Here is a 20,011-nt window from a genome sequence, read left to right as displayed (position 1 = left end):
ATTAGTAAAAGATTAACAGCAGCCACCCACTAAAAGTTGACCGTATAGTGTTGTTTTATCTTCTTTTTATCAAAGAAAACAATACCCAGGTCATAAAGATCAAACGTAATGCCCGTCCGCTCATCATCCTGCAATTTTTTCCAGCAAGCCTTCATCTCCTTGCCATAACCAATGCCCCGAAAAACATAGATTGATTGCAAAGAATGGCGACTCAGCAGATTGTCAAGAACCTGAGCAGTAAGCAAAGCAGCCTCGGCATCGACAAACAAAAAATCAATAGGCATTCCATCATTCAAAGAAACTTCCGAAAACGATTCGGCATATAAATAAGTAGCAGTCGTTTTGGCAGCTTGCAAATACACAGCAGCCGATGACCGCCTCCCCACATGCACTATCACATCGGGCTGAGCCATGTTAACCAATCGAAACAAAAGCCGGCTCACCTTTCGGCTCTCCCAGAAAAACATTCTCCCTTTGTTATGACGAGCCAGCTCCCTTTCTTGCATGGGCAATGTGCTGTATGCATAATAAGGAAGCCTTTCATAAATTACATTCGTAATAAAGTTAAAGGCAAAAGGCGAGTGCACTCCATAACCACAACGATTACGGAAACGCGAAAGCCAGATAAACGGATGCTTCAATTTACGTATGATACTCATATACATAAAAAATAGGAGCACAAAGATACTATTTTTAAGTAATAACGAGGAGCCGATATAAAAAAACAGGTCCCGCAACTGCGAGACCTGAAACTAATATCCATCTAAAACAAACTTTAAGAGAGAATATATCGATTGTTATTGAAAACAATAAAAACCGCCAAATTAAGCCTTTTGTCGATACATTTAGGGTAAACGTCGAAGAGTAAGTCTTAATAAATGCATGATAAACGCATATATATTAATATAATCAACGTTATGTTATCCTCTGTAATTCAACGGAATAAAGATACGAACAAAATAAATGATATGCAAACTATGTAAATATGAATTAATATTAAAAATAAAAGTTTGACTTCTTTTAAAGAATAGCAGTGCTTTGTTCCGCAAGGTCTCATAAAAAGTATGAAATAAAGTATCACCAAGTATCACCAACCTTGTAACAAACTGATAATCAGACAATTCTGGGTGACACTTGCCTAAAAAAAAGCCTCACCAAGTATCACCAAGTATCACCAACTTTTTTGGCACTAATTTCTTACAAGTTTATAGTCACTTATTGTTTATATATAGAATCTTTAGTTAGTATGCTACTGCGATTTATTTTGCAAGTGAGCAATTTTCGTCTCCACCCGGATGTACAGACTTTGTACACCCCCATGTACAAGTTCCGTACACCCGGGTGTATGATAGTTGTACACCCGGGTGTGCACAAGGTTTTGTAAGTAGCAGATAATTTTTGTTTATATAATAGCTTCTGAAGTAGCATCAATGCCATGCGCTTTGAGACATTCAACCGCACTTATCATATTTTTCTTATTAACGTTACCAAGAAAAAATACATGATAGTTGTTTTGAACATCAAGTATCTCCATGAAAAACGGATGAACATTTTTATAATGGTTTCTACCACCGAAGTTTACTTTCTTCAGCTCATGATACGGTATTACTTTCTTTTGAAAATAATTACGCAAAATGAGATTATGAGCATCAAAGACAAGTGAATGTTGCTTCAAAACGCCATGGTATAATAGGCAAACACCCAACAACAAATATGCAACACCAAATATCGCTACAGAAAGCGGTTGGTGCAGGAAAAGAAAAATAGAAGAAAAAGTCAAAATTAAAGCCAGTAAGGTAAAATAAGCTAATCGCATAGAAAAACCGGGAAACTCTATGTAACATAAATCCATATCCCTTTTTTCTTGAGAAACATAGTTTATAAACGGAATCTTTTTTTCTATAAGATACTGAATCAGGTAGCTGTAGCGTAAACGATACGGATATAGTTTAAAAGCACGAAGAGCACCCGACTTTAGCCTGAAAGTAAAGACTCCCGGTCCGGCCAGATTTCGGAATTGAGGTTTACACTTTATCGAGGTGCTCAAATCATATCTGGTCATAAAAGTAAAACTCTCCATATTAGTTACCTCAATCCCTTTTCTCCGTAGGAAAGACTCTATTCTCTGAATTTGATTACTAGAAAGTTGAACTGAATTCATTGGTTAGCCATCAACTGATTAATTATGAGGTAAAGGTACAAAATACATTTTACCATACAAGTACATTGAAAGGAATGATCTTTAAGTGAAATCAAATTACTACATTTGTAAACAGCTCATATTCAGAATAAAACTATATCGATATGGAAAAATTAAAATTAGTTCCCGTTCAAGATAGCCACATCCGGCAACTAACCTGCTGGTTAAACAAAGAACACGTGTTGAAGTGGTATAACGATGCCGATGAATGGCTAAATGAGATCAAAGAAAGAAAAGGCAACTTTAGCTTTCTCAACCATTTCATTGCACAAGAAGAAAACCACCCTATTGGTTTTGGACAATATTACGACTGCTTTGTCGCTAAGGAAGATTGGTACACTGTAGATCGGCCACATGAATTATTCAGCATCGACTACTTTATCGGGGAAGAAGATTATCTGCACAAAGGCTATGGCAAGCAAATAATCAGATTGCTGGTTGAACGTATTAAAACACAATACCCACATGCTAAGATCATAGTTCAGCCGGATAGTGACAACATAGCTTCTTGCAAAGCATTACTCGGTAACGGTTTTGTTTTTGACCCGAAAGCGAACTATTATACTTTGGATGATACGCTAAAACACTGCGGAACAACAGTCATCAATACAGAGAGGCTTACACTAAGACCCTTTCAGTACACAGACGATAACGATATGCTGGTCTACTGGATTAGCGATTCAACAATTCAGTCCTTGTACTGCGAACCGGTATACATAACAAAAGAAGAAGTCAGAGCACTATTAGATAAATACATTAACTCATACAAAAATCCAGATTACTATCGTTGGGCAATTATTGAAAAGGAGTCCGGTATATGCATCGGACAAGTTGCCATTTTTCTTATCGACAACAAAAACCATTTTTTGTGAGATAGAATATGCTTTAGGAAGCAAGTTTCATCGTAAGGGCTATGCAACAGAAGCGGTAAAAGCCATTCTGAATTTTTGTTTTAACCATGTCAATTTCCACAAAGTACAAGTCTGCCACAAAGAAGGGAATATAGCTTCGCAGGGCGTTATAAGAAAATGTAATTTTACGTATGAAGGAACTCTACGTGATTTCTTTTATACAGATGGCAAATATGTTGATCGATTGTATTATTCAATGCTGAAAGAAGAATATGACAAGGACGAGTTTAAATCAGAGTAAACGGGGAGTGTTAGAACGTTTAATACATAAGGCAAGTGATGGGTAGGACGGAGCACTAGTTGCCCTGACTCTAATGATTGCTGAAAGCAGTACTGAAGAGAAAGACACCATGGTAAAAGTGGTGGTAAACCTCATAAACAATAAGAACCATGACTAACTTTAGATTCGAAATTGCTCATGATTAAAAAAAGATCATATATTACATTACTTCTATTATTTGTTTTAGTAGTGAATGCAGCTTCACAAAACAGAAGTAAAGATTCATTGGCAGTAAAAGAGTATTCTTTTCTTCTGATCGACTCTCCTGCCAAGCTCTTTACCATGCGCCAGGCCAACGAAAATTATTTAAGTCTGTATAGACTAAGCATGCGTCAATTAAATAAAATTGTAATCTTCAAAAACAAGCCTATTTACCTCAGCAATCTACTTTTGCAATCGGCAGCCTCCTTGATATTCATTCCTTTAACGCATGAAGAAGGGCATCGTTCCATACTTACCTACAAAGGAATAGGAAGTATTTCACAACGATTTAACAAATAAAGAGAAGAGATTCGTAAAAAGAGTAGGCTGGCGTTCGCTTTTAAATTTAGTAGACCCACTACTTCTTGGAAAAACCGGTTTTAAGTTGAATAGCAAATGCAACGGGAATTTCGCTTTGGGCTATGGCATGGTTCCCTTTGGAGATTACATTGACGAACATTTCTGGCTAACAACAAAGTCCGTCAATGCTCATTTTTATTTAAGACAATATGAAAACAAAAATACATGGTTTCCCGCATTGGGAGCGGATTTATACAATATATCAGTAGCACAAAACATCGCTATTGATGCTGCTTTGCACGGCTGGATACAACCTAGAGCATTGGCTTTCGCTGAAAACTCGGGGAAACTTGGAACTGCCATTGATTTAACAGGAAAATACAGGGTCTATTCAGGAATAAAAGGAGTTAAAGGATTATCTCTAAATTTAGGAATGACTGCTAAGACCGAAGGCTTTCTACTTGAAGAGATGAACCTGAAACGCTACATCGGGTTCAGGATTGGAGCAAGTATCTGGTTGTAATTGTTATAACAAAACTTTGATAATAAAATAACCTTTTGAACAATGTGTAAAATTTTATAATCATTCGTGAGAATCACAAAAACCATTTGGCATAAACGAAGGACAGATAATCAAAATACTTCAGGTACTGCATTTCACCTAATAACATCCTCAATGTACTCCGTACTCCGTACTCAAAACATAAAACTGAATCCTTTCTTCTGCGAAGCATCAAACCGCTCAATTTCTAAGGAAAGGGACTTTCTTAATTGCCCTGCCATAAATGCCAAGAAAGATTGGTTACTGTCTTCATCTTGCGACTGGCGCAAGGCAAGAATATATTCATCTCTATCTTCTTTGAAGAGTTTCGTTGGAAAAAGGTTATAGAGGAATTGGATATAGTTCATCAACAGACGAGAAGCGCGTCCGTTTCCATCTACCCACGGATGAATGGTTACCAGATTTAGATGAGCATTAAAACTAAGTTCGTATAGTTCTTGAATAGTGAATGCTGTGGCGATACGCTTTTGCAGATAGTTACACAGTTCAGTAACCATTGAAGGGACTTTCTGATAGCTCATATAAGAGCGACCACCGATGCCAGCTGTAACTCCACAGAGGCGGTACTCACCTTTCGAGGAATCAAAAGAGCCACCCATTACGCTGTGAATGCCTCCTGTGGAATGCATCAATGCAGCATTGAGGGTTTGTAGAAATGCAGAAGCAATAGGTGTTTTCTCTTTGGCTTCTCTTATCGCCAGCTCGTAGGCGTTCTTCAAGTCCTCGTTCATCAAGTGATGAAGAAGAGGTTTACCACCGGCTACAACACCTTCGTCAAAAAGCAGTTGCGCTTCTGATTCAGTCAGGGTAGAACCTTCGATAGCAGTAGAGTTGGCAATGAGCGAATAGAGGTAGTACTTCTCATAGTCCACCGCTTCACTGATACCTAGTTTTACGAACTGACGCTGCAGTGCTTCAATCTCTTGCCAAATTCCTTGTTCCATGGATTGCTACTTAAGTGACTGTATCTATTTTCAAAAGTACTGTTTTTATTTTGTTTCACCAAACAAAGTTGACACTTCTGTGTCTTATATTAAAGCAAAAAAGCTAAGTACTGAATAATCAATACTTAGCTTTCTTAGTGGTACCCAGACCCGGGGTCGAACCGGGATGGAAGTGAATCCACTGGTGTTTGAGACCAGCGCGTCTACCGATTCCGCCATCTGGGCTTAATTGCGGTGCAAAGATACGGCTTTTTTCTAAACCTGCAAGAGTTTCCCTTAAAAATCCGCAGAAAAACAATAAATAACTAACAAAACATTCCTTTTAACGAAATAAATCCTACATTAGCGGAAACTTTAAAAACAGTCAATATCATGACGAATAAGGATAACTATTGTGTGATAATGGGAGGAGGAATCGGAAGCCGGTTCTGGCCTTTCAGCCGCAAAACACTACCCAAACAATTTCTTGATTTCTTCGGCACAGGCCGCTCTCTGCTACAGCAAACATTCGATAGATTCAGCAAAGTGATTCCCGCTGAAAACATCTTTATTGTAACGAATGATATATATGCTGATTTAGTAAAGGAACAGTTACCAAGCCTGAACCCGAAGCAGATTTTACTTGAACCTACCAGAAGAAACACAGCTCCTTGCATAGCATGGGCCGCCTATCATATTAGGGCCATCAACGCAAATGCAAAAATAGTGGTGGCACCGTCCGATCACCTCATTCTGAAAGAGGGTGAATTTCTCGAAGCCATAAATAAGGGTTTGGAGTTTGTTTCTGAATTTGGGCGTTTACTGACCTTGGGTATTAAGCCCAACAGGCCCGAAACAGGTTACGGATACATTCAAGTTGCCGAAAAGGAAGCAGATAATTTCTATAAAGTGAAAACATTCACAGAAAAACCGGAACTGGAACTGGCTAAGGTGTTTGTTGACAGTGGCGAGTTTTATTGGAATTCGGGTATTTTCTTGTGGAGTGCCAACACCATCATTAAAGCAATAGAAGATTTCTTGCCGGAAGTTGCAGCAAACTTAGGTGCCGGTGCCGAAATTTATGGCACACCGCAAGAGAAAGCTTATATAAATACGAATTTCCCAACTTGCCCCAACGTGTCTATTGATATTGGTATCATGGAGAAAGCCGACAATGTGCATGTGGCTTTGGGTGATTTCGGTTGGTCCGACTTGGGCACATGGGGCTCTCTGTACGATCTTTCACCAAAGGATATCAACAAGAATGTTGTTTTGAAATGCCAGTCGCTTTTGTATGACAGCAAAGACAATATCATTGCATTGCCGCCTGATAAGTTGGCTGTAATTGAAGGATTAGAAGGTTATCTCATTGCGGAATCAGACAATGTGCTGCTCATTTGCAAGAAAGACGAGGAGCATGCCATCAGAAAATACGTGAATGATGCGCAAATAAAACTCGGAGAAGATTATGTATAAAAAAAGGGAGCTTTCGCTCCCTTTTTCATTTGAAAACATAGCTTATATATCTGTTTTATTTTTCCCAGGCCTTTCTGATTGATTCTGCTATCGAAGCAAATTCAGAATCCGACAATTTCATTTTAGGATTGGAAATAATCATATCAGACTCTTTATTGATGGGAATTAAATGAATATGCGCATGAGGAACTTCAAGTCCCATGACGGCAACTCCTACCCGCTTACAAGGGATGGCTTGTTCAATGGCCCGAGCTACGCTCTTTGCAAACACATGAAACGCAGCCAGCTCTTCATCTTGCAGATCGAAAATATAATCGACCTCTCTTTTGGGAACAACCAACGTATGTCCTTTCACCAAAGGATTGATATCAAGAAAAGCAAAAAAGTGTTCATCCTCGGCTACTTTGTAACAAGGAATGTTGCCAGCAATAATCTTACTAAAAATACTTGCCATAAAGGGCTCCTTTCTTTTTTTAAATACGATTGGGTTAATAGAAAGAAAGGCTGAAATATATACTATTTCAACCTTTTAATACTTTAAAACGAAATGTTCATGATCTCTAAACTGATTTTGCCCTGAGGTACTTGAATATCTGCAACATCACCTACCTTCTTGCCCAACAAACCTTGTGCAATAGGTGTACTTACAGAGATTTTGCCTTCTTTTAGGTTAGCTTCGCTTTCAGAAACAATGGTATAAGTCATCTTCATACCATTCTTTACGTTCTTAAGCTCTACTTTATTCAAAATCTGCACCGAATCGGTTTTCAGTTTTGATTCATCAATGATTTTGGCATCGGCGATAATAGCTTTTAGCTTGTTTATCTTCATTTCCAGCATGCCTTGTGCTTCTTTTGCGGCATCATACTCGGCGTTCTCTGATAAATCTCCTTTATCTCTAGCCTCAGCAATTTGACGCGATATCTCAGGGCGGTTCACAGTTTCCAATACCCTAAGCTCTTCTACAAGTTTCTTGTAGCCTTCTTCAGACATATAAGCCATGTTTTTTTCTCCTATATTTTTTAGTTTTCAAATGGTCATATAAACAAAAAAGAATTCCAACATGAGCCATGCTGGAACCCTCCCTCTATTTTTCTGCTACAAAGATAAGGCTTTAAACAATACGTGTCAAGCGAAAACGGATGCTTTGTAACATGTTTACACAAAATAAAACGTAATTTGCCAAATTACAATAAGGCTTTAATAGCTGCATCCAGGTCTTTAATGTCTTCTCCACGCTTGCTAAGCTCATTATTTTTGTTAACCAGGAAGTAGGCAGGCACTTGTTTTACATTATATATAGCTGCAATTTGTGAGTAAATTCCATTGGCATCTCTCACGCACACCCAAGGCAAATTGTCAACTGCTGTTTTCCAGAAATGCTCATCTGCATCCAGTGACACCTGATAGATTTCGAGCCCCTGAGCTGCATATTTATTATACAAATCACGCAACGTAAAATTATGTGGGGCAGATACTGCACTTTGATAGATCGTAAAATCCAGTAATACGACTTTACCTTTCAGATCGGTAAGTTTGCGCACATTCCCTTTTATGTCTCTTAAAGCAATATCAATAACTCCTGCTTCAGTTACCTTTTCACGAGGAATTTCTACCGTCTTTTGCACCGGAGTACGAGTATTCTTCATTCCCTTTATAACAATATTATATAGGTTCTTGGATCTGATTGCATGAGGATAATCATTGTTCAGACTTGTAGCCACAGCACCAAAACATTTCACATCATCTTTGTTGTTCAACGGATCAAAAATCATGTAATTATTCAATTTCTGGAACAACGCAAAATAGGCCGCTGCCTTATTGGGTGCCGAGAATATATAATTGACTTTTACATCATCTTTATATTTGGTTATCACAGCCGATAAACTGTCTTCAAAAACATCGTGAGTGATTACATTGTCTTGTAATGATTTAAACAGAGCATCTACATCCGATTGAAGTTTAATCTGTTTTAAAGTAAGCTCTTTAATTTTCACGCAGTTTTCACTGCCCGCAACGTCATAATCGGTCGAGAACTTTGCATATGGGGCTTTCACTTCTATGGTTTCAGTAGAATCGACCGAAAGATTAACGACTTTATCCTCAATTCTTAGTCTGTAAAACTCCGGAGACTCCGGTCTCAACTGTTTAAAACTAAATGAACCGTTTTTACCCAGTTCTACTGAATCAATCGCCACAACACCTTCCAGACCGGATGATTCAAAATAAAGCATTTTGCCATCGGCATCGGAAACTTCTCCTTTGATATTAAATTTCGGGTCAGAGTTACACGAACTAAGTACTAGCACAGTAAGTGCCATGAGTGATATTTTCTTCATAATAATGATTATGTTTTTGCCTGCAAATATAGTTCTTTTAAAGATTAGTCAAAGCATTTTGCGCTCATCTTCGCTTTTTGAACGAAAAAAAAACAGTGATGGAATAACTTTTTATCTCATTTACACGATATTAGCACGATAATTGTATATCTTTGCACGAATTTTGAAAGAAGATATAGATAAAACAATTTTTATGATTAACCCAATTGTTAAGACGATCGAGCTGGGTGATGGAAGAACCATCACACTCGAAACGGGAAAATTGGCAAAACAGGCAGATGGTTCTGTCATGCTACGCATGGGAAACACCATGTTACTAGCTACTGTTTGTGCCGCTAAAGATGCAGTTCCCGGAACAGATTTCATGCCTCTTCAGGTAGAGTATAAAGAAAAATTCGCCGCTTACGGTCGATTCCCTGGCGGTTTCACCAAGAGAGAAGGAAGAGCTTCTGATTATGAAATCCTTACTTGCCGACTAGTAGACCGCGCTCTACGTCCTTTGTTTCCTGACAACTATCATGCTGAAGTTTATGTTAACATTATTCTGTTCTCTGCAGATGGTGTAGACATGCCCGATGCATTAGCCGGACTTGCTGCTTCTGCAGCCCTAGCCGTATCGGACATTCCTTTTAACGGACCTATCTCCGAAGTGCGTGTTGCACGTATCGACGGAAAATATATAATCAACCCTACTTTTGACCAACTGGAGCAAGCAGACATGGATATCATGGTTGCAGCAACGTATGAGAACATCATGATGGTTGAAGGTGAAATGAACGAAGTTTCTGAAGCTGAACTGCTCGAAGCAATGAAAGTGGCTCACGAAGCAATCAAGGTTCATTGCAAAGCTCAAATGGAATTGACCGAAGCGGTTGGCAAAACTGTGAAACGTGAATATTGCCACGAGGTTAATGATGAGGAGCTTCGCCAGGCTGTTCATAATGCTTGCTACGAAAAAGCTTATGCTGTTGCAGCATCGGGCAATAAGAACAAGCACGAACGTCAGGATGCTTTCGATGCTATTCGCGAGGAATTCAAAGCAACTTTCAGCGAAGAAGAACTGGCTGCAAAGGTTGGTTTAATTAATAAATATTATCACGATGTTGAAAAAGAGGCTATGCGCCGTTGCATTCTTGACGAAGGCAAGCGTCTGGATGGTCGTCAAACAACTGAGATTCGTCCTATCTGGAGCGAAATTAGTTATTTGCCCGGACCTCACGGATCAGCAGTCTTCACTCGTGGTGAAACGCAGTCTTTGACTTCTGTTACATTGGGAACCAAACTCGATGAGAAGATGATTGATGATGTATTGGTGCACGGAAAAGAACGTTTCCTTCTTCACTACAACTTCCCTCCTTTCTCAACCGGTGAAGCGAAGGCTCAACGTGGCGTAGGTCGCCGTGAGATTGGTCACGGAAACTTGGCTCACAGAGCTTTGAAGAAAATGATTCCTGCAAACTATCCTTATGTAGTGCGTGTGGTTTCTGATATTCTTGAATCAAACGGTTCGTCATCAATGGCAACTGTTTGTGCCGGAACACTTGCATTGATGGATGCCGGTGTGAAAATCAAAAAACCGGTTTCGGGTATCGCTATGGGATTGATCAAAAATGCCGGCGAAGAAAAATATGCCGTACTTTCTGATATCTTAGGTGACGAAGATCACTTGGGTGATATGGACTTCAAGGTAACCGGAACGAAAGATGGTATTACTGCCACTCAGATGGATATCAAGGTTGACGGTTTATCATTCGAAATTCTGGAACGTGCTTTGAATCAAGCAAAAGAAGGACGTATGCATATTCTGGGTAAAATTACCGAGACTATTCAAGAGCCTCGTGCCGACTTGAAGGATCATGCTCCTCGTATTGAAACACTGACTATTCCTAAAGAATTTATTGGTGCAATCATTGGCCCAGGTGGAAAAATCATTCAGGGAATGCAAGAGGAAACAGGTGCTACCATTACTATTGAAGAAGTTGATGGCGTGGGCAGAATTGAAATTGCCGGAACCAACAAGCAATCTATCGATAGCGCTATGCGTATCATCAAAGGTATTGTAGCCGTTCCTGAAGTAGGCGAGGTTTACAAAGGAAAAGTACGTTCTATCATGCCTTATGGTGCTTTCATTGAATTCTTACCCGGAAAAGACGGTTTGTTGCACATCTCTGAGATGGACTGGAAACGTCTTGAAACAGTGGAGGAAACTGGTATCAAAGAGGGCGACGAGATTGAAGTTAAATTGATCGATGTGGATCAAAAAACTGGTAAATTCAAACTTTCCAGAAAGGTTTTATTCCCTCGTCCCGAGAAAAAGTAAACAGTCTTTTTTGACTAAATAATATGGCCCGGTTGCAAATATGCGATCGGGCTTTTTTATATCCATAAATCAGACTGGTACCAAAAAAGAGAATCGGAAAGTACCCCCATACTTTCCGATTCGAAACAGTCAAAAATCGACCTTAATCAATTTATTAACTTAACACAAGCGCAAAGATAAAAGAAAATTTCTTTCCAATGAATTTTATGCTCCAAAAATTTACTATTTAACATTAAAGAAGTAATCTGGAGCTGAAAAAAGTAACATTCGGTTCTTTTTAAAAATAAATGATAAAGCGTTGCAGGAGCTTATTTGTAATCATTAATAGGCAGTATTCCGTTTAGTGCTTCATAGGCGCTCATGGCTAAAGCTTCCATTTCATCTTCACCGGGATAAACGATTACGGGAGCTATATAAGATACCGACTCCTTGATTCTTGACACTACATAATCGGAATGCGCAATACCGCCTGTCAGGATGATCGCATCAACTTGACCCTTCAGCACTGCGCTTTGAGCACCAATGGATTTAATAACGTTATAAACCATGGCATTCAACACCAATTCGGCATGTTTATCGCCCGCTTCAATCATGGAAATCACTTCAGGAACATCTGTAGTTCCCAAGTGAGCAGCTAAACCAGCTTGTCCTGAAATCCTATTTTTCAATTCTTCACGGCTAAAACGACCGCTGTAACAAAGGTCAATTAAGGAACCGGCGGGCAATGTACCCGCACGCTCAGGCGAGAAGGGACCTTCGCCATCTAATGCGTTATTCACATCAACCGCTCTTCCTTTTCTGTGTGCAGCCACGGAGATTCCTCCGCCTAAATGACAAATAATCAGATTCAAATCTTCGTAATTTGCATCGCAATTGGCGGCATATCGCCGACCAACGGCCTTATGGTTGAGGGCATGAAAGATTGAAATACGCGGCAAGAGAGGGGAACCTGTAACTCTGGCCACATCATCGAGCTCGTCAACAACTCCGGGATCGGCAATCAATGCATGGCAACCGGGAATAGAGGAGGCCAGATCACGAGCGATTAAACCTCCCAAATTACAGGCATGGGTTCGCATAGCGTTTAGTGTATCTCTCTTCATGGCTTCGTTAACTTCATAGACGCCACCGGGAATTGGCTTTACAAGTCCGCCGCGACCGATCACAACATCAAATTGCAGTGCAATTCCATTGCGGTTCAATTCATTCAGAACGAGCTGTTTGCGAAAATCAAACTGATCCATTATAGTAGGAAATGCCGATAGTTCTTCGACTGAATGGCGTAAGTTCGTTACAAACAAAGCGGTTTTATTTAGATAAACAGCAACTTTCGTGGAAGTTGAACCGGGATTGACGACCAGAATTTTCATAATTAAATATCATTAGAGGATAAACAGGCCATGGCCAAACTGTAATATTTTGATAAACCGGAGTCGCTTCTTGAAGTTAGCACAACCGGACAAATGGGTCCCTGCAAAACACCTGCCATCTCTGCCTGGGCAAACAAGCTAACCGATTTATAGAAGGTATTCCCAGATTCTATATTAGGGAAAATAAGCACATCAGCATCTCCGTTAATGGGTGAGGCAATGCCTTTTATGTTTCCGCTTTCACGTTCGCAGGAGGTAAGCACATCCAGCGGACCATCTATGATCACATTGCCAAACTCTCCGGCTTCAGCCAGTTCAACGATATTCACATAATCAAGCGAATGAGGAAATTTAGAGCTAACCTTCTCCGTACAATGTATTAAAGAGATGCGGGGTTGTTCAATCCCAAAATGATGACAAGTACGAATAGCATACCATATCATTTCAATGCGTTGCTGCAACGTTGGTCTGGGGATGACAGCCGCATCCGAGAAAAACAACAATTTATGGTAAGTAGGGATTTGCATAACAGCCAAATGGGTTAACACTTTGCCTGCCGGCAACAAGCCGTGTTCTTTATCTAGTATGGCACGGAGCAGATTATCCGTATTGATAAGCCCTTTCATGAGTATATCGGCCTTACCCGATCTGACTAAGCGAACTGCTTCGCGTGCTGCCTCATCGGAATCGGGAATATCAATAATCTCTATGTTATCAGAGTAGATACTTAATTCGGTATATGAATGCAGCAAACGGGCGTCTCCCACTAAAAGAAAACTGGCAAAGCCTTCCTCAACAGCACGTTTTATGGCATACTCGGAATGAGCATCGTTAGGGCAAACTGCCACAACACGTTTTCGCTTGCAAAGGGTTGTGAGATGTTCCGTAAGCTGATTAAAAGTAGTAATCGGTTTCATAAAGTTCGATTTTTAGCAAATATGAGAAAAAAGAGTGAACCACACACCATTAAACAACAAAAAAGTAGGAATGATTACTATCCTTTTGACATATTATAATTGTTTCACTACACATAACTCTAACTAATAAGATAATCATATTTTTTTATGTACTTTTGTAGCATTCAATCATCAAAGCAATAAATATGGACAACTTCATATTTCCATCTTATTTGCAAGAGGGAGATAAGGTGGCAATCGTGTCTCCTTCAGGCAAAATAGACAAGAATCTTTTAAAAGGTGCACAAGAGCGTTTAGCTTCTTGGGGACTCCAATCAATATTGGGCAAACATGCCGCTGCAGCATCGGGTAAATATGCCGGAAGCATAAACCAAAGGCTTGATGATTTTCAACATGCAATGGACGCACCGGATGTAAAAGCAATCTTTTGCAGTCGGGGTGGCTATGGGGCTGTTCACATCATAGAGCAACTTCGGTTTGAACAGTTTTGTAAATCGCCCAAATGGTTGATTGGCTTCAGTGATATTACAGCTCTTCACAATCTTTTCCAATATCATGGTTTTGCCTCCATTCATGCTCCTATGGCCCGTCACCTCAGTGTTGAACCTGAAGATAACGCCGGCACACTGAGTTTAAGAAAGATTCTTTTAGGCCAGCTACCGACTTACAACTGTGCTCCTCACAAATTAAACAAAACAGGAGAGGCAAAAGGTATCATAAAAGGCGGAAATTTAGCCGTTTTTTATGGACTAAGGGGAACAAAGTATGATATTATTCCGGAAAACACCATTCTATACATAGAAGATGTTGGCGAAAGGCCGCATGCCATTGAACGAATGATTTATAATTTGAAATTGGGTGGTATACTGGAACGTTTATCGGGGTTGATCATAGGACAGTTCACCGAATATGACGAAGATTTATCTCTTGGTAAACCTCTTTACGAGGCTATAGTAGATATTGTTAAGGAGTATAAATACCCTGTTTGTTTTGATTTTCCAGTGGGACATGTGGCTCAAAACATGGCTATTGTGAACGGCGCACAGGTTGAATTAACGGTAACATCCAAGGTTGTTGAAATCAAATTCTGACTATCGGATAGTGAACTAAAATAATATATTTGTATTTTTGAAAATCTAAAATAACTCTTTAAATGAAAATCAAACTTATGTATTTAGCTTGTGCTTTATCATTGATTATAGCAACCTCGTGTGGAGCTAATTCAAAAAAAAGCACGACTGTTGCTGAGAATATACAAACTGTTAAGGCGCCCGACTTTGATGCGGACAGCGCATATCAATATGTCAATGCGCAAGTTGCATTCGGACCGCGAGTTCTAAATACTCCCCAACATGTTGCTTGCGGTAATTATCTGGCAGCGAAACTGGAGGAGTTTGGTGCTAAGGTTACCAATCAATATGCCGATCTGCTTCGTTACGACGGAGTGATACTAAAAGCCCGAAACATTATTGGTTCGTATAAGCCTGAAAATAAAAAACGCGTATTGCTATTTGCCCATTGGGATACTCGTCCCTGGGCGGATAATGACCCCAATGAACAAAACCACCATACTCCTATTTTAGGAGCAAACGATGGCGCAAGCGGTGTAGGTGTATTGCTGGAAATTGCACGCCTGCTAGGACAACAACAACCGGAGTTAGGTGTGGATATTATCTTCTTTGACGCTGAAGATTACGGTGCTCCTCAATTTTACAATGGCGAACACAAAGAAGAGTATTGGTGTCTTGGCACACAGTATTGGGCGAGGAACCCGCACGTGCAGGGTTACAATGCTAGATTTGGCATTCTACTCGATATGGTAGGAGGCAAGAATGCCACTTTCTATAAAGAAGGGTATTCTGAAAAGTATGCCAAAGATGTAAATGATAAGGTATGGAAGAAGGCTAACGAGATGGGATACGGACGTTTCTTTATCGATAAAGAAGGAAGCCCAGTTACAGATGACCACCTATTTATAAATAGATTGGCCGGAATTCCCAGCATTGATATCATTCCGACCGACGAAGGAAGCGAGCTATCTAGTTTTGGCTCTTTCTGGCATACAGTTAATGACACCATGGATATTATTGACAGATCGACTCTTAAGGCTGTGGGGCAAACTGTATTGGAAGTAATATATAACGAAAAATAAAAAAAGAATGTCTATCAACGAATTACAAGACGAAGTTGTTGCTGAGTTCAATGACTTTAGCGATTGGATGGATCGCTATCAACTACTTATTGATTTAGGAAATGAACAAGAACCGCTCGAAGAAAAATATAAAACGGAACAGAATTTGATTGAAGGCTGCCAAAGCAGAGTATGGTTGCAAGCTGATGAAGTGGATGGAAAGCTTATTTTCAAAGCAGAAAGCGATGCCCTCATCGTAAAAGGAATCATAGCACTGCTCATCAAAGTTGTTTCAGGACATACTCCTGATGAGATATTAAGTTCTGATCTTTATTTTATTGAAAAGATAGGTTTGAAAGAGCATCTGTCGCCAACACGAAGTAACGGTCTGCTGTCGATGGTCAAACAAATAAGAATGTATGCCTTGGCCTACAAAGCCAAAGAAAGGAAGCTTTAAGCTTCCTTTCTTTTTTATATTCATGTGCAGATAAGAAGCTATTCTTTGCCATCATCGCGGAATTCTAATATATCTCCCGGTTGACAATCAAGTATTTTACATATTGCCTCTAAAGTAGAAAAACGAATGGCTCTGGCTTTACCGGTTTTAAGAATGGAAAGATTGGCAGGAGTTATATCAACTTTCTCAGCCAACTCTCCCAAAGAAATCTTCCTGCGGGCCATCATTATATCCAGATTTACTATAATAGACATATTCTTTCCTTCCTTTTTAAATAGTAAGTTCTTGTTCTTCCTGCAAACGTAAACCAATTGCAAATACTTCCGCAATGATAAATGATATAATACCAAGAACCAAGGTTGTAATTGACAACAGTTCAGACAAATGCATCGAATAACCTTTTAACGCAAAGGCATCCGCCAATTCATAATTACTAATAATCAAAGCAACAAGCGAGCACGTGAAACTAAATGTCAATGCAGCTCCAAGCCACCTCAACCGGGATACGTTTTTCCAATTAAAAATATCCGATTTATTAATAGAAATAATAATGCGTATAAAGAAGACTACAGAGAGAGCGATTGATATAAATTCAAGCAAAGATAAAATTCCTGAAATCAGCATGGTGCACATACTTGGGTTGGTCTTTACACTGACTATTAACTGACTATACATGGCCGGTACATAAGAGGATGTTTTTTCATTATATACGGAATCAGTAAAACATGTAAAATTATCCGGAGTAAAAGCAGCCAATTTTAAATGCAAAGCAGGATTGTCATTCTTTGCAGCCTTATCTGCTTTAATGTTTTTAGCCATCTTAAGCCCGGCGCTCACTCCACGGCCAAAATCATACAAAGTCGAAAACACAGAGTAGCTCAGAACCAGCATAACTAATAAACAAAGTAAATTCAATCGTCTTTTCATTAGGTTATATTATTAATTTATAATGTTTGCGTTTTCCCGTTTCTTGTGTGCCATTAATTTCTCCATATAAAGAACAAGCAAAATCATCAAAGCCATTGCCATGCCCAAATATAAGGTATAATTATCTCCCGAGAGTTCATTGAGATAGTCAACATCAGGGTATTTGGTTGCAAGATAAACAGAAGTACTATTATTCACTATATGCATAACAATTCCCGGCAGGAGGCTTTTGGTTTTATAGTACATCCAAGCAAAAACAAAACCGACCAGAGCAGCACCTACAACCTGAACAGGGTTTAAGTGAAAAATCCCGAAAATCAATCCGGAAAAAATAATCGCTTTTGCCGGTTTGTATTTCTTCAATAGGATTTTTGTGATAGCACCCCGAAAAAGAAGCTCTTCCAAAATGGGACCAAGCACGCTTACGGAAAGAATCCCCAGCCAATTGGAAGATAGCACATCAAACGAAGCATCTAACCAATTGGGAAGAAAGGTAAGATGTGACATCAGCCAATCAATCAAAAACATGACGGAAAATGTAAGCAGAATAACCGAAGACAGATAAGAAGCAGAGATAGCACTCCACGATTGCAGGTCAAAGGGAATGTACTTTTTCCGAAAGAGATAAAATGTCATTAAGCCAAACCCGACTAGCATAGATGGGGCTAACATCATGTCTTGTACCAAGGAAAAGTCTTTGTACAACACAAGAGCAATAATGGCGCAAGGTATCATAGCCAATATAGCCCCAACAATCTGGCAGGCGAAATACACCAATACTAATTTGATAGCTTCTTTCATTTTTCGTTATTCAGGATGCAAAGATAAACTTTTATTTTAAATTGATTATGCACAAGCGGCTGTACCGCAAATAAACATGACCATAACCGAGATGGATACAATCAACATAGTAATGCTTAGTAATGAACTTTTCATAAGACGTAAATTTGTTATTCAATAATAATATATTGTTTTTCGATATGCAAAGAAAAACAGTATTTATCACATACGCAAATGTTTTATTGAAAAACAATAAAAAAAATATGTATTTCAATAACAAAAGGTCTTTTATACGAAAATAAGCCTTAAAAAAGGAAGAATGGAAAGTAATGTGAAACAGCAATAAATAGAAAGGGAATCAACGGGGCAGAACCGAATCAACGAATGCTGCATCACGTTTCAATTGTGCTATCAGTTCATCAAGTCCGGAGAACTTCATCTCAGAACGAATACGGCTTACGAAATAAAGGCGTATCTTTTCATCATAAATATCTTCGTCAAAACGAAGGATGTGAACCTCAATACTTTTTTTCGACCCGTTATCGAGAGTTGGCCGGTAACCGATATTAAGCATACCAGCATATAAACACCCCTTAACCTCCACACGTACTGCGTAAACACCATCTGAGGGAATCAACTTATTGGATTCACGTAGATCTAGGTTTGCCGTGGGGAATCCAATAGTTCGCCCAACGCGATACCCCCCCACAACAACACCTTCAATAGAATAATTATACCCGAGATAACGAGTTGACAAATCAATTTTGCCTTCTAGCAGATATGTTCTAACCAAAGATGAGCTGATATTCAAATCATCAATCATGCAGGCTTGGGCTCTATACACATTCATTCCTATCTGTTGGCCATAGCGTACGTAGTCCTCAAAGCCTTCACTTCTATTATGCCCAAAACGGTGATCATATCCTATAATCAAGGTGCTTACATTGTACCTTTGTTGAAGTATGTCTTTCATGAAAGAGAGAGCTGATAATTGAGATAATTCAACCGTGAAGTCAAGCATAATACAATAATCAACACCTTGAGCTTTCAGCAGTTCTATCTTCTCTTCAGGGGTAGTAAGCAACTCCGGACGGTAATCAGACTTCATCACTTGGCGTGGATGAACCGGAAAAGTGATTAATGCAGAACGTAACCCCTTATCCTTTGCAAGTTCTTTCACCTGCTCTATAAGAAAGCGGTGTCCCAGATGCACGCCATCAAAAAAACCGATGGTAGCAACACATGGTTCCAAAGGAAGATCTGGAATATTATCGATAATCTGCATGTTATTTTAGTCTTATTTAAACAAGTGTCCCCAATCCTCGCCTGCCTCAGGAGTATAAGTAGATATTCCTAGAGATTGAGCTGTCTGACAGTTTGCGGGGGCATCATCAATAAAGAAAGTTTCTTCAGGAACAATACCTGTCTCAGCAAGTAGAGTCTCGAACATATCCTTTTCAGGTTTTGCTTGATGTAATTCAAACGAAAGAAACATCTTCTCAAAATAGTCTTCCACACGAAATCCCTTATGCGGGAAGGTATTGGCACATGACCATTTCCAATGAATTATATTGGTGTTACTTAACAAGTAAACCACATAGTGTTCACGAAGTTTCAGTAACAAATCGAGTTTATAAGTAGGAATGCCAACCAAAAAGCTGTTCCAGGCAGCATCGATTTGCTTATCGGTAAAAAGCTTATTCGAGCGGTCCCGGATTATATTTCTGAATTCTGAAGCAGTAATCAAACCTTTCTCCAACTCCATGAAAAAACCTTGCTGACGATACGGATCAATCAGATCTCCAAAGTCCGCTACGCCTAATTGTTCGAAGTTCCTGATACAACGATCTCTATCCAGATCTATCAATACACCACCAAAATCAATTATAAGGTTTTTAATGCCTTTTCTTTTCATCT

The 20,011-nt window shown here is 39.3% G+C and carries 22 protein-coding genes, 1 tRNA gene and 1 pseudogene; 10 read left to right on the top strand and 14 right to left on the bottom strand.

Going from position 1 to position 20,011, the window contains the following annotated elements:
• Positions 1 to 29: 29 nt before the first annotated feature.
• Together C511_RS0109530 and C511_RS0109525 are read right to left on the bottom strand one after the other, a co-directional pair.
• The gene (locus C511_RS0109530) at positions 30 to 659 is read right to left on the bottom strand and encodes a hypothetical protein (protein WP_024996922.1); all 630 of its coding nucleotides are present in this window, start codon (positions 657 to 659) and stop codon (positions 30 to 32) included.
• Positions 660 to 1,402: 743 nt separating this feature from the next.
• Positions 1,403 to 2,080, bottom strand: coding sequence for a hypothetical protein (locus C511_RS0109525; protein WP_148297738.1), 678 nt, complete (start codon positions 2,078 to 2,080; stop codon positions 1,403 to 1,405).
• 224 nt (positions 2,081 to 2,304) lie between these two features.
• Between C511_RS0109525 and C511_RS18195 the strand changes: the two genes are divergently transcribed.
• From C511_RS18195 to C511_RS0109500, 5 genes and pseudogenes are all read left to right on the top strand, one after another.
• Positions 2,305 to 3,072, top strand: coding sequence for a GNAT family N-acetyltransferase (locus C511_RS18195; RefSeq protein ID WP_211227691.1), 768 nt, complete (start codon positions 2,305 to 2,307; stop codon positions 3,070 to 3,072).
• A complete protein-coding gene (locus tag C511_RS18570; RefSeq protein ID WP_394356845.1) occupies positions 2,999 to 3,352 on the top strand; it encodes a GNAT family N-acetyltransferase in 354 nt (117 codons plus the stop codon). Before C511_RS18195 ends, C511_RS18570 begins: the two co-directional genes overlap by 74 nt.
• A 46-nt stretch (positions 3,353 to 3,398) precedes the next feature.
• Positions 3,399 to 3,509, top strand: a pseudogene (locus C511_RS18340) (cytochrome C biogenesis protein CycH); the annotation flags it as partial.
• Between the two features lie 20 nt (positions 3,510 to 3,529).
• On the top strand, positions 3,530 to 3,892 hold the full coding sequence (locus C511_RS0109505) for a hypothetical protein (RefSeq protein ID WP_024996924.1): 363 nt from the start codon (positions 3,530 to 3,532) through the stop codon (positions 3,890 to 3,892).
• Positions 3,893 to 3,977: 85 nt separating this feature from the next.
• Positions 3,978 to 4,415, top strand: coding sequence for a hypothetical protein (locus tag C511_RS0109500; protein WP_034783300.1), 438 nt, complete (start codon positions 3,978 to 3,980; stop codon positions 4,413 to 4,415).
• 173 nt (positions 4,416 to 4,588) lie between these two features.
• Here C511_RS0109500 and C511_RS0109495 read toward each other — a convergent pair whose 3' ends face one another.
• Together C511_RS0109495 and C511_RS0109490 are read right to left on the bottom strand one after the other, a co-directional pair.
• Positions 4,589 to 5,398 (bottom strand): Fic family protein, encoded by an 810-nt coding sequence (locus tag C511_RS0109495; RefSeq protein WP_024996926.1) that lies wholly within the window; start codon positions 5,396 to 5,398, stop codon positions 4,589 to 4,591.
• Positions 5,399 to 5,536: 138 nt separating this feature from the next.
• Positions 5,537 to 5,623: transfer RNA gene (locus tag C511_RS0109490), tRNA-Leu, on the bottom strand.
• A 147-nt stretch (positions 5,624 to 5,770) separates the two neighbouring features.
• Here C511_RS0109490 and C511_RS0109485 point away from each other — a divergent pair.
• Positions 5,771 to 6,853 carry a mannose-1-phosphate guanylyltransferase gene (locus C511_RS0109485; protein WP_024996927.1) on the top strand — a complete coding sequence of 361 codons (1,083 nt, stop codon included), beginning with the start codon at positions 5,771 to 5,773 and terminating at the stop codon, positions 6,851 to 6,853.
• 55 nt (positions 6,854 to 6,908) lie between these two features.
• Here the strand turns inward: C511_RS0109485 and C511_RS0109480 are convergent, their stop codons facing one another.
• The 3 genes from C511_RS0109480 to C511_RS0109470 all read right to left on the bottom strand — a co-directional run bounded on the left by C511_RS0109480 (position 6,909) and on the right by C511_RS0109470 (position 9,192).
• On the bottom strand, positions 6,909 to 7,307 hold the full coding sequence (locus C511_RS0109480) for an HIT family protein (protein WP_024996928.1): 399 nt from the start codon (positions 7,305 to 7,307) through the stop codon (positions 6,909 to 6,911).
• A gap of 83 nt (positions 7,308 to 7,390) precedes the next feature.
• Positions 7,391 to 7,855: a transcription elongation factor GreA gene (gene greA, locus C511_RS0109475; protein WP_024996929.1), complete on the bottom strand. Its 465-nt coding sequence runs from the start codon at positions 7,853 to 7,855 to the stop codon at positions 7,391 to 7,393.
• Between the two features lie 185 nt (positions 7,856 to 8,040).
• On the bottom strand, positions 8,041 to 9,192 hold the full coding sequence (locus C511_RS0109470; RefSeq protein WP_024996930.1) for a DUF4369 domain-containing protein: 1,152 nt from the start codon (positions 9,190 to 9,192) through the stop codon (positions 8,041 to 8,043).
• 193 nt (positions 9,193 to 9,385) lie between these two features.
• Between C511_RS0109470 and pnp the strand changes: the two genes are divergently transcribed.
• Complete coding sequence (pnp, locus tag C511_RS0109465; RefSeq protein ID WP_024996931.1) at positions 9,386 to 11,512, top strand: polyribonucleotide nucleotidyltransferase; 2,127 nt, start codon at positions 9,386 to 9,388, stop codon at positions 11,510 to 11,512.
• Positions 11,513 to 11,820: 308 nt separating this feature from the next.
• On the opposite strand, the gene buk is transcribed toward pnp, so the two are convergent.
• Positions 11,821 to 12,882: a butyrate kinase gene (gene buk, locus C511_RS0109460; RefSeq protein WP_024996932.1), complete on the bottom strand. Its 1,062-nt coding sequence runs from the start codon at positions 12,880 to 12,882 to the stop codon at positions 11,821 to 11,823.
• A gap of 2 nt (positions 12,883 to 12,884) precedes the next feature.
• On the bottom strand, positions 12,885 to 13,799 hold the full coding sequence (locus tag C511_RS0109455) for a phosphate acyltransferase (RefSeq protein ID WP_024996933.1): 915 nt from the start codon (positions 13,797 to 13,799) through the stop codon (positions 12,885 to 12,887).
• A gap of 185 nt (positions 13,800 to 13,984) precedes the next feature.
• On the opposite strand from C511_RS0109455, the gene C511_RS0109450 reads away from it, so the two are divergent.
• The 3 genes from C511_RS0109450 to C511_RS0109440 all read left to right on the top strand — a co-directional run bounded on the left by C511_RS0109450 (position 13,985) and on the right by C511_RS0109440 (position 16,387).
• A complete protein-coding gene (locus tag C511_RS0109450) occupies positions 13,985 to 14,890 on the top strand; it encodes a S66 peptidase family protein (RefSeq protein WP_027318085.1) in 906 nt (301 codons plus the stop codon).
• Between the two features lie 62 nt (positions 14,891 to 14,952).
• Entirely contained in the window at positions 14,953 to 15,951 is a 999-nt protein-coding gene (locus C511_RS0109445; RefSeq protein WP_024996934.1) for a M20 family metallopeptidase, read from the top strand.
• Positions 15,952 to 15,958: 7 nt separating this feature from the next.
• Positions 15,959 to 16,387, top strand: coding sequence for a SufE family protein (locus C511_RS0109440; RefSeq protein WP_024996935.1), 429 nt, complete (start codon positions 15,959 to 15,961; stop codon positions 16,385 to 16,387).
• Positions 16,388 to 16,425: 38 nt separating this feature from the next.
• Here the strand turns inward: C511_RS0109440 and C511_RS0109435 are convergent, their stop codons facing one another.
• The 5 genes from C511_RS0109435 to C511_RS0109415 all read right to left on the bottom strand — a co-directional run bounded on the left by C511_RS0109435 (position 16,426) and on the right by C511_RS0109415 (position 20,009).
• On the bottom strand, positions 16,426 to 16,641 hold the full coding sequence (locus C511_RS0109435) for a helix-turn-helix domain-containing protein (protein WP_024996936.1): 216 nt from the start codon (positions 16,639 to 16,641) through the stop codon (positions 16,426 to 16,428).
• 16 nt (positions 16,642 to 16,657) lie between these two features.
• The gene (locus C511_RS0109430) at positions 16,658 to 17,314 is read right to left on the bottom strand and encodes a DUF2975 domain-containing protein (protein ID WP_024996937.1); all 657 of its coding nucleotides are present in this window, start codon (positions 17,312 to 17,314) and stop codon (positions 16,658 to 16,660) included.
• 12 nt (positions 17,315 to 17,326) lie between these two features.
• Positions 17,327 to 18,115, bottom strand: a complete 789-nt coding sequence (locus C511_RS0109425) for a CPBP family intramembrane glutamic endopeptidase (protein WP_024996938.1) — start codon at positions 18,113 to 18,115, stop codon at positions 17,327 to 17,329.
• Between the two features lie 337 nt (positions 18,116 to 18,452).
• Positions 18,453 to 19,379 carry a bifunctional riboflavin kinase/FAD synthetase gene (locus C511_RS0109420; RefSeq protein WP_027318084.1) on the bottom strand — a complete coding sequence of 309 codons (927 nt, stop codon included), beginning with the start codon at positions 19,377 to 19,379 and terminating at the stop codon, positions 18,453 to 18,455.
• 12 nt (positions 19,380 to 19,391) lie between these two features.
• On the bottom strand, positions 19,392 to 20,009 hold the full coding sequence (locus C511_RS0109415; RefSeq protein ID WP_024996939.1) for an HAD family hydrolase: 618 nt from the start codon (positions 20,007 to 20,009) through the stop codon (positions 19,392 to 19,394).
• Between the last annotated feature and the right edge of the window lie 2 nt (positions 20,010 to 20,011).

The organism is Bacteroides graminisolvens DSM 19988 = JCM 15093 (assembly GCF_000428125.1).
GTDB classification, from domain to species: domain Bacteria; phylum Bacteroidota; class Bacteroidia; order Bacteroidales; family Bacteroidaceae; genus Bacteroides; species Bacteroides graminisolvens.
This window is presented reverse-complemented; position numbering and strand designations above follow the sequence as displayed.

Excerpts from the sequence above, each read along its gene's own strand:
- C511_RS0109530 (WP_024996922.1), bottom strand. The coding sequence starts at position 659 with ATGAGTATCATACGTAAATTGAAGCATCCGTTTATCTGGCTTTCGCGT.
- C511_RS0109525 (WP_148297738.1), bottom strand. The coding sequence starts at position 2,080 with ATGGAGAGTTTTACTTTTATGACCAGATATGATTTGAGCACCTCGATA.
- C511_RS18195 (WP_211227691.1), top strand. The coding sequence starts at position 2,305 with ATGGAAAAATTAAAATTAGTTCCCGTTCAAGATAGCCACATCCGGCAA.
- C511_RS0109505 (WP_024996924.1), top strand. The coding sequence starts at position 3,530 with ATGATTAAAAAAAGATCATATATTACATTACTTCTATTATTTGTTTTA.
- C511_RS0109495 (WP_024996926.1), bottom strand. The coding sequence starts at position 5,398 with ATGGAACAAGGAATTTGGCAAGAGATTGAAGCACTGCAGCGTCAGTTC.
- C511_RS0109485 (WP_024996927.1), top strand. The coding sequence starts at position 5,771 with ATGACGAATAAGGATAACTATTGTGTGATAATGGGAGGAGGAATCGGA.
- C511_RS0109480 (WP_024996928.1), bottom strand. The coding sequence starts at position 7,307 with ATGGCAAGTATTTTTAGTAAGATTATTGCTGGCAACATTCCTTGTTAC.
- greA (WP_024996929.1), bottom strand. The coding sequence starts at position 7,855 with ATGGCTTATATGTCTGAAGAAGGCTACAAGAAACTTGTAGAAGAGCTT.
- C511_RS0109470 (WP_024996930.1), bottom strand. The coding sequence starts at position 9,192 with ATGAAGAAAATATCACTCATGGCACTTACTGTGCTAGTACTTAGTTCG.
- pnp (WP_024996931.1), top strand. The coding sequence starts at position 9,386 with ATGATTAACCCAATTGTTAAGACGATCGAGCTGGGTGATGGAAGAACC.
- buk (WP_024996932.1), bottom strand. The coding sequence starts at position 12,882 with ATGAAAATTCTGGTCGTCAATCCCGGTTCAACTTCCACGAAAGTTGCT.
- C511_RS0109455 (WP_024996933.1), bottom strand. The coding sequence starts at position 13,799 with ATGAAACCGATTACTACTTTTAATCAGCTTACGGAACATCTCACAACC.
- C511_RS0109450 (WP_027318085.1), top strand. The coding sequence starts at position 13,985 with ATGGACAACTTCATATTTCCATCTTATTTGCAAGAGGGAGATAAGGTG.
- C511_RS0109445 (WP_024996934.1), top strand. The coding sequence starts at position 14,953 with ATGAAAATCAAACTTATGTATTTAGCTTGTGCTTTATCATTGATTATA.
- C511_RS0109440 (WP_024996935.1), top strand. The coding sequence starts at position 15,959 with ATGTCTATCAACGAATTACAAGACGAAGTTGTTGCTGAGTTCAATGAC.
- C511_RS0109435 (WP_024996936.1), bottom strand. The coding sequence starts at position 16,641 with ATGTCTATTATAGTAAATCTGGATATAATGATGGCCCGCAGGAAGATT.
- C511_RS0109430 (WP_024996937.1), bottom strand. The coding sequence starts at position 17,314 with ATGAAAAGACGATTGAATTTACTTTGTTTATTAGTTATGCTGGTTCTG.
- C511_RS0109425 (WP_024996938.1), bottom strand. The coding sequence starts at position 18,115 with ATGAAAGAAGCTATCAAATTAGTATTGGTGTATTTCGCCTGCCAGATT.
- C511_RS0109420 (WP_027318084.1), bottom strand. The coding sequence starts at position 19,379 with ATGCAGATTATCGATAATATTCCAGATCTTCCTTTGGAACCATGTGTT.
- C511_RS0109415 (WP_024996939.1), bottom strand. The coding sequence starts at position 20,009 with ATGAAAAGAAAAGGCATTAAAAACCTTATAATTGATTTTGGTGGTGTA.